Annotated in this window: 5 protein-coding genes and 1 pseudogene; 4 read left to right on the top strand and 2 right to left on the bottom strand. The window is 37.7% G+C overall.

Annotated elements, in window-relative coordinates:
* Positions 1-146: 146 nt before the first annotated feature.
* The 3 genes from PQ474_RS22370 to ppnP all read left to right on the top strand — a co-directional run bounded on the left by PQ474_RS22370 (position 147) and on the right by ppnP (position 3,055).
* Entirely contained in the window at positions 147-440 is a 294-nt protein-coding gene (locus tag PQ474_RS22370) for a phosphorylase family protein (RefSeq protein WP_273847813.1), read from the top strand.
* A gap of 329 nt (positions 441-769) precedes the next feature.
* Positions 770-2,188 (top strand): alanine/glycine:cation symporter family protein, encoded by a 1,419-nt coding sequence (locus PQ474_RS22365; protein ID WP_273847812.1) that lies wholly within the window; start codon positions 770-772, stop codon positions 2,186-2,188.
* A gap of 549 nt (positions 2,189-2,737) precedes the next feature.
* Complete coding sequence (ppnP, locus tag PQ474_RS22360) at positions 2,738-3,055, top strand: pyrimidine/purine nucleoside phosphorylase (protein ID WP_273847810.1); 318 nt, start codon at positions 2,738-2,740, stop codon at positions 3,053-3,055.
* 263 nt (positions 3,056-3,318) lie between these two features.
* Here ppnP and PQ474_RS22355 read toward each other — a convergent pair whose 3' ends face one another.
* Positions 3,319-3,474, bottom strand: coding sequence for a hypothetical protein (locus PQ474_RS22355; RefSeq protein WP_273847809.1), 156 nt, complete (start codon positions 3,472-3,474; stop codon positions 3,319-3,321).
* A 92-nt stretch (positions 3,475-3,566) separates the two neighbouring features.
* A complete protein-coding gene (gene fumC, locus PQ474_RS22350) occupies positions 3,567-4,955 on the bottom strand; it encodes a class II fumarate hydratase (protein ID WP_273847808.1) in 1,389 nt (462 codons plus the stop codon).
* A 938-nt stretch (positions 4,956-5,893) separates the two neighbouring features.
* Here fumC and PQ474_RS22340 point away from each other — a divergent pair.
* A pseudogene (locus PQ474_RS22340) lies at positions 5,894-7,426 on the top strand (flavin monoamine oxidase family protein).
* The last annotated feature ends 25 nt before the right edge of the window (positions 7,427-7,451 follow it).

Here is a 7,451-nt window from a genome sequence, read left to right as displayed (position 1 = left end):
TTTGGGGAGGTACTCCTTTTTTTGTGTCTTGAAAGCTTTACGAGACTTAGGATTCAAATTATGAAATTCACTCATTTAGATTGAATATAACTTATATTTTCGATTAGTTAAAGCGCTATTATTTGATATAAAGCTTTTCTAATCAAATTGTTCCTGCAGGTTTTCCAGCTGTAGCGGATCGTCAAGTTGTGGCGTCCCTTTCTGATTCAGCTACTAAACTAGGGCATGGGAACCTTACTTTTGAAGGGTTGACTCTTACCTTGGATGCGTTTTATTCTGGAAGCATTTCTTTTCTTCATGATGTTTATCAGCGCTCAAATGTCCTTGTTGTAGAAATGGAAAATGCAGCACTTATGACGATCGCTTCGTTAAGAAAGCTGAAAGCAGGTGCGATTCTAGCAATAGATGGATGCAGATGCCAATTTGAGAGAAGAGTATAATCCAGATACAGATGTGGTTAAGAAGGCTTTGGAATTAGAAGCAGCGCTCGCGCTCGATGCTATGATCACGTTATAATCGAAAGAACCAGGTGTTTTCATCTGTTTTTTTAATGAGAAAACAACGAAAAGGAAAAAATCAAGTGGAAAATATGACGAAATGTCGAAAGTTTTTTCGCGAATTTGTAAAAAGTATATTGTCATAATGAGATTTCCAACCTATAATTAACTCGAATCAGAAAAAATTCAAAAAAATAAAAAAGATTCATGTAGGGGGAATTCATTTGGATCAGCTAATCAATTGGCTTAATGGTGTTCTGTGGAGTACACCGATGATCTATTTTTGTCTCGGAGTTGGATTGCTTTTTTCTATTCTTACACGCTTTTTACAAGTAAGACATGTGAAAGAAATGGTCAAACTAACGTTCAAAGGAAAGAGCTCTGCCGCTGGAATTTCCTCGTTTCAGGCTTTAGCGATTGCTCTTTCGGGTCGAGTTGGTACCGGTAATATCGCAGGTACGGCAACAGCTATTGCTTTTGGTGGGCCTGGTGCTGTGTTCTGGATGTGGACAATTGCCTTTATTGGAGCGTCAAGTGCTTTTATTGAATCGACCCTTGCACAAATGTACAAGGTGAAACAAGATGGGCAGTACCGTGGGGGGCCAGCTTATTATATTGAAAAAGGGATAGGTTGGAAATGGTATGCAGTCTTATTTGCGGTTGCCACCTTAATCGCAATGAGTTTATTAATGCCTGGAATTCAAGCAAATTCAATTGCAGTTGCGGTTGAAAATGCATTCTCTGTCAATACGTACATAACGGCCTCTATTTTAATTGCTATTATTGGTGTTATTATTTTTGGTGGGGTTAGACGGATTGCAAATGTGGCTCAATACGTTGTGCCTTTCATGGCAATTGCTTACATTATTTTATCGTTAATTATTGTGTTGGTTAACATCACTGAATTACCTGCTGTCATCGGGTTGATTATCAGCAGTGCATTTGGGGCAGACGCTGCTTTTGGTGGTATCATTGGATTAGCGATTTCTTGGGGAGTTAAACGTGGCATCTACTCAAATGAAGCTGGGCAAGGGACAGGTCCTCATGCGGCGGCAGCGGCAGAAGTATCGCATCCGGCCAAGCAAGGTTTAGTTCAATCATTCTCCGTTTATATTGATACATTGCTAGTTTGTTCGGCTACGGCTTTTATGATACTTTTTACGGGTATGTACAATACCGTAGATCCTAACGGAGGTTTTATCACCAATAACTTAGGTAGTGAAATTCCAGCTGGGGCAGGTTATACACAAGCAGCGATTGAATCTGTATTACCAGGTTTTGGAGCAGCATTTGTAGCTGTTGCATTATTCTTCTTTGCCTTTACAACGATTATGGCTTACTATTACATGGCTGAAACAAACATTGCGTATTTAATTCGTGGAAAAATGAATAAAGCAGGAATGTTTACTTTAAAAGTCGTGTTATTATTTGCAGTATTTTTCGGTGCTATCCGTGAAGCGGAACTAGCATGGGCTTTAGGTGATGTTGGCCTTGGACTAATGGTATGGTTGAATTTAATTGCCATTCTAATCTTGGCTAAGCCAGCATTACGTACACTAAAGGATTTTGAAGAACAGAAGAAACAAGGTCTAGATCCGGTATTTGACCCTAAAAAGCTAGGAATTAAAAATGCTGATTTTTGGGAAGACGAGTATAAGAAGGATAAAGAAAAAGATAAGCTTTCGAGTTAAGTTGTCATAGTTTATAAAGCGACCAGCAGAGGAAAGCTCCTCTGCTGGTCGTTTTTAATGAGAGGATCGAATTGTTTTGAATATGAAAGGCAAAAACAGTCGATGATTCTGATCTTGTGTTATTTTTGTAAACCTTGCGACAGAAGCAGAAGAAATAGTTAAAACATATGTAGTCATATTAAGAAAAGAAAACGATCAGAAAATCTACAAAGCCACCTGTCATCATGCGGGGAGCTTTAAATAAGACTCCCTTATTTTGTTGAAGAATCAAATCCTTTTTTCTTTGCGAGAAGGGATTTGGCTTGATTATAGCTAAGGCCAGATTGTGCATTTAATCGTTTAACTTCGTCGATGTTAGTTCCTGATATCGTTTGATTTTTATTTTTCATCACAAATCACTCACTTTCAATGGTGTTTTTTATTAGTTTTTCCTATTAAAACGTTTTTACTCCTAAGGTGATAAGTATTTTATATACATTTCAAACATTTCTATTTATTCGGACATCAAATTGTGATAAATTTAGACAATAACCTGAAAGGAAGAACGAGATGTCACAATTTGAAAATGTTACACTAGTAAAAGAAGCGAATGTTTATTTTGAGGGAAAAGTTACGAGTAGAACGGTTTTATTTGAAAGTGGAGAGAAGAAGACTGTTGGAATTATGCTTCCAGGTGAATATGAGTTTTCAACTTCTCAAAAAGAAGAGATGGAAATTCTAGCTGGAAAATTGGCGTTTAAGTTAGCGGGGAAAGATTGGGAAACTATTGAGGGCAAGGGTGTTTTTTACGTGCCTGCAAATGAAACGTTTCAATTAAAAGTCCAATCAGTTGTAGATTATTGCTGTTCCTATCTTCCTAATGAATGATAGAGTATCTTAATGTAAGGCATATCCTCAGGCTGTAGAGAAAAAAGAATTCTCTACGGTCTTTTTACAGTCGTATGATAAAAGAAAAAAGCATTACCTACTGCCCGTTAACGGTTGTTGATCCATAAGTCGACCTAAACTCAAATCTACGTAGCAATCTACGAATCTAGGAAAACTCAAATTTCTATGGAAGTGGTCTTGATGCAAGTATGCAGCTCATTAGATGATAAAGCCGTTCGTGTATTCACGAACGGCCTTATCATTTATTGGAATAGGGGGAAGATAAATTGAACTAGAAACCATAAAAATCCAAAGAACATAATTAAGTAGGCAGTGTATTTTATGAAGGTAGAGGCCACCTTACTTACGTCATTTTTGGTTTCAACATTTCTTTTTTCAACATCAACGTTTCGACTCATCGTTGTTCCTCCTCTATTTTTTAGCATATAATACGATACCCGTTCACTCTAATATCAAACATATGCGATCGAAAACTAGAGGAAGGACCTGATTATTCTTTCGGACTGACCATCTGTTCAGGCCTTACTAATCGATCGAAATCTTCTTCTGACAGTAACCCTGTTTGAGTCGCTGCTTCTTTTAAGGTAATTCCTTCTTTGTGTGCGAGCTTGGCAATCTTAGCCGCATTCTCATAGCCGATATGAGGATTTAAGGCGGTAACAAGCATGAGTGATTGTTTTAAGTTTTGTTCTATTTTTTCAAGGTTCGGTTTAATGCCGACAGCACAATGATCATTAAATGAAATCATTGAATCCGTTAAAAGCTCGACAGACTGAAGGAAATTATAAATAATCACGGGTTTAAATACATTAAGCTCGAAATTCCCTTGGCTAGCTGCAAAGCCAATGGTTGCGTCATTGCCCATCACTTGGCAAGCGACCATCGTTAGAGCCTCACTTTGAGTTGGGTTCACTTTACCAGGCATAATGGAGCTTCCTGGTTCATTAGCAGGAATAGTGATTTCTCCAATCCCGGATCGTGGCCCACTTGCTAACCATCTTACGTCATTTGCGATTTTCATTAAATCAGCAGCTAGTGCTTTGCAAGCCCCATGGATATAAACCATTTCATCATGACTAGTAAGAGCCTGAAATTTATTTTCGGCTGTAAGAAATGTTTTGCCTATTGCCTTACTTATGTTTTCGGCGATAAGCTTCCCGAATTTCGGATGAGCATTGATACCGGTTCCTACCGCCGTTCCTCCGATGGCAAGTTCTCTTAGCGTATCTAGGCTTTGTGAAATCATTTGCTCTGTTTTTTCAAGCATGCGGTACCAACCACTTATTTCTTGACCAAGAGTTAGAGGTGTTGCATCTTGTAAATGGGTACGGCCGATTTTAATGACATGATTGTATTCCTCTGACTTTTTTTTGAGTGTTTGTTTAAGTTTAGCAAGTGCAGGTAAGAGATCATCCTCTAATTTGATCACAGCCGCAATATGCATCGCTGTTGGAAATGTATCATTAGAGCTTTGCGATTTATTGACATCGTCGTTTGGATGAACGTTTTCCTTAACTCCCTGTTCTGTGAGCAATTGATTGGCTCTGTTGGCAATCACTTCATTGACATTCATATTCGACTGTGTCCCGCTACCGGTTTGCCAGACTTTTAAAGGGAAATGGTCATCTAGTTTTCCTGCAATGATCTCATCTGCTGCTTGGGCAATCGCTGTTTTTTTAGGCCCGCTTAATTTTCCTAGGCTGTGATTGACGAGTGCTGCGCTCTTTTTCAATTGCGCGAAGGCGTAAATGACTTCAATTGGCATCGTTTCTTTTCCAATCTTGAAATTTTGACTGCTCCTTTGAGTTTGAGCGCCCCATAATCGATCAGCTAAAACTTGAATGTCTCCAATGGTATCTTTTTCAATTCGGTAATTCATCCTATCATTCCTTTACATGTTTTTGATGTAGTTTATAAATAAGAGATCTCTCATCAGTGTATACATCGTTTGTGAAAGTTACACATCATCTATATAAACAACTCTCCAATGTGATATTAGATGAGAATTCACTATGTTAATTTTAGGGAGGGCCAAACGTTAAACTTCTATTTCAAGTACTATTAAATTAATTTTCACAAACTAAAAACTTATTCTTTTTAACATGCGCATTTAAGTTTGTTAGATAAGTGAGATTAGTTTACAAGGAAAATGATCAAGGGATTGATCAAATGATCCTACTTAGAGCTAGGTATAAAAGAGTGGGATTCTCATGAGATATAAGTTTAAGTGGTTCAAAAGAACTTGATCTCTATTTCCTTGTACATCAATAAGTTTTAAGTAGCACTCATAACAATATTGATAGTTCGAGTATTCTGAATGAATAGCGATACCAATTACCTATTTATCTGTATGTGATAAGAATTAATGGTAAATCTAGTTTTCGGGACATCTATCTCTATTTATAAAAAAGGATAAATTGAGATGCTAGCATTATCACGAACTTTATACATACTATTTTTTCGAATGATATTAAATGACGTATAAAAAATAATTTGTTATTACGGACTTTTCCTCTTCTATTCAACCCTGAACTCCCCCCTTTTTCTTTCTAGGATAAATATCACATTAGGCACAATTTTAAGTGGTTATTTTATCCTGTGATTGAATTAATAGTAAATTAAGTGAAACAAAATCTTACAAGAATACTAGTTTTGAAAAAAAATTACCAGTATGCTTTTTTTAGCAACACAGCAAGACAGGATTCGCTATAAAAGGAGGAACAGCTAGTGACAATTAAAGAAGGAAAAAGCCTTACAAGAAGAGATTTTCTAAATCGTGTAGGAAAAGTAGGTGGTGCTGTTGCAGTGTTTGGTGCAATGGATACGTTAGGCCTATTTGCTTCTCCAGTGTCAGCAAGTTCAGACTTTCGAGCTCCTAAGAAGAGTGATCTAACTGGTAAAAAGATCGGTAAGAAAGTAGTCATTTTAGGAGCGGGTATAGCAGGAGTGTGTGCTGCCTATGAATTAAGTAAAGCAGGTTATGATTGTCAAATTTTAGAAGCGAGAGATCGCACTGGTGGTCGAAATTAGACGGTACGTGGTGGAACAACAGAGACCGAAATCGGAGGTGTAGCACAAACGGCTCAATTTGATAAAGGTCAATATTTCAATGCAGGACCAGCCAGGATTCCACAACATCATGTGACAATTGATTATTGCAGAGAGTTAGGTGTTCCGTTAGAGATTTTTACAAATACGAATGAAACTGCTTATTACTTTCAAGAAAACGTTGGAGCACTTGCGAATAAAAAGATTCGTAAACAAGAGATTAAAGCCGATATTCGCGGGCACGTATCTGAATTGTTAGCAAAAGCAGTAAATCAATCTGCACTTGACATGCCTTTATCAAGTGATGACGTTGAAAGATTATTAGGCTATCTGCGAAGAGAAGGGGATTTAAATGCTAGTTTCTCTTACACGGGTTCAGGTAGAAGGGGATACAAAGAGTTACCAGGAGCAGGACTTACACCGGAAACACTTGATTCTATTCATTCTTTAAGTGATATTTTAAAATCTGAAATGGCGAATAATATCTCCTCTGAATATAGTTTTGACCAACAAGTGCTCATGTTCCAACCAGTAGGTGGAATGGATGCAATTCCTAAAGCTTTGGAAAGTCAATTACCTGGAAAAATCACGTTTGGTGCTGAAGTTCGGGAAATAAGACAAACGGGTGATGGTGTCCGTGTTGTATATAAAGGAAAAGGCAATGGTGGGATGAAAGAAATTACAGGTGACTACTGTATTTGTACGATTCCACTTCCGGTTCTTAAAAACATCCCAGTTGATTTTTCGTCTGAAATGCAAAATGCGATTAAGAGCATTGGGTACGCAACCACAGGTAAAATTGGATTACAGTTCAAAAGTCGCTTCTGGGAAGATGAACGAATTTATGGTGGGATGACTACAACCAATATGGACATCTCGCAAATTTGGTATCCATCCTCTGGATATGGTACGAAGAAAGGTTTGCTCGTCGGCTATTATAACTTTGGTGGAAATGCTGTATCCGTAGGAGATTTGTCGTTAACTAATCGAGAAGCACATGCTCTTTCACAGGGAGCAAAAATTCATGATAAATATCGTAGTGAATTTGAAACGTCCTTCTCACTAGCTTGGCATAAAATTAAGTATAACGAAGGTGGGTGGGCATCCTATTCAGCTTCTGATCGTCAAAATTATTATCCAATTTTAAATAAGCCGCAGGGCCGTATTTACCTAGCTGGAGAACATTTAAGTTATATGACAGGTTGGATGTCGGGTGCTTTTGAATCAGCTCGAATCGCCGTTAGTCAAATTCACGAAGATGTTGTGAAGGGAAGCGAAAGTGCCGTTTCAAAAGTCGGATAGTTAACAAAATCAAAAAATGGAAAGA

The sequence above is a fragment of the Halalkalibacter alkalisediminis genome, from assembly GCF_028610705.1.
GTDB lineage: Bacteria > Bacillota > Bacilli > Bacillales > Bacillaceae_D > Halalkalibacter > Halalkalibacter alkalisediminis.
Note: the sequence above shows the minus strand (reverse complement) of the source record. Positions and strands in the feature narration are given on the sequence as shown.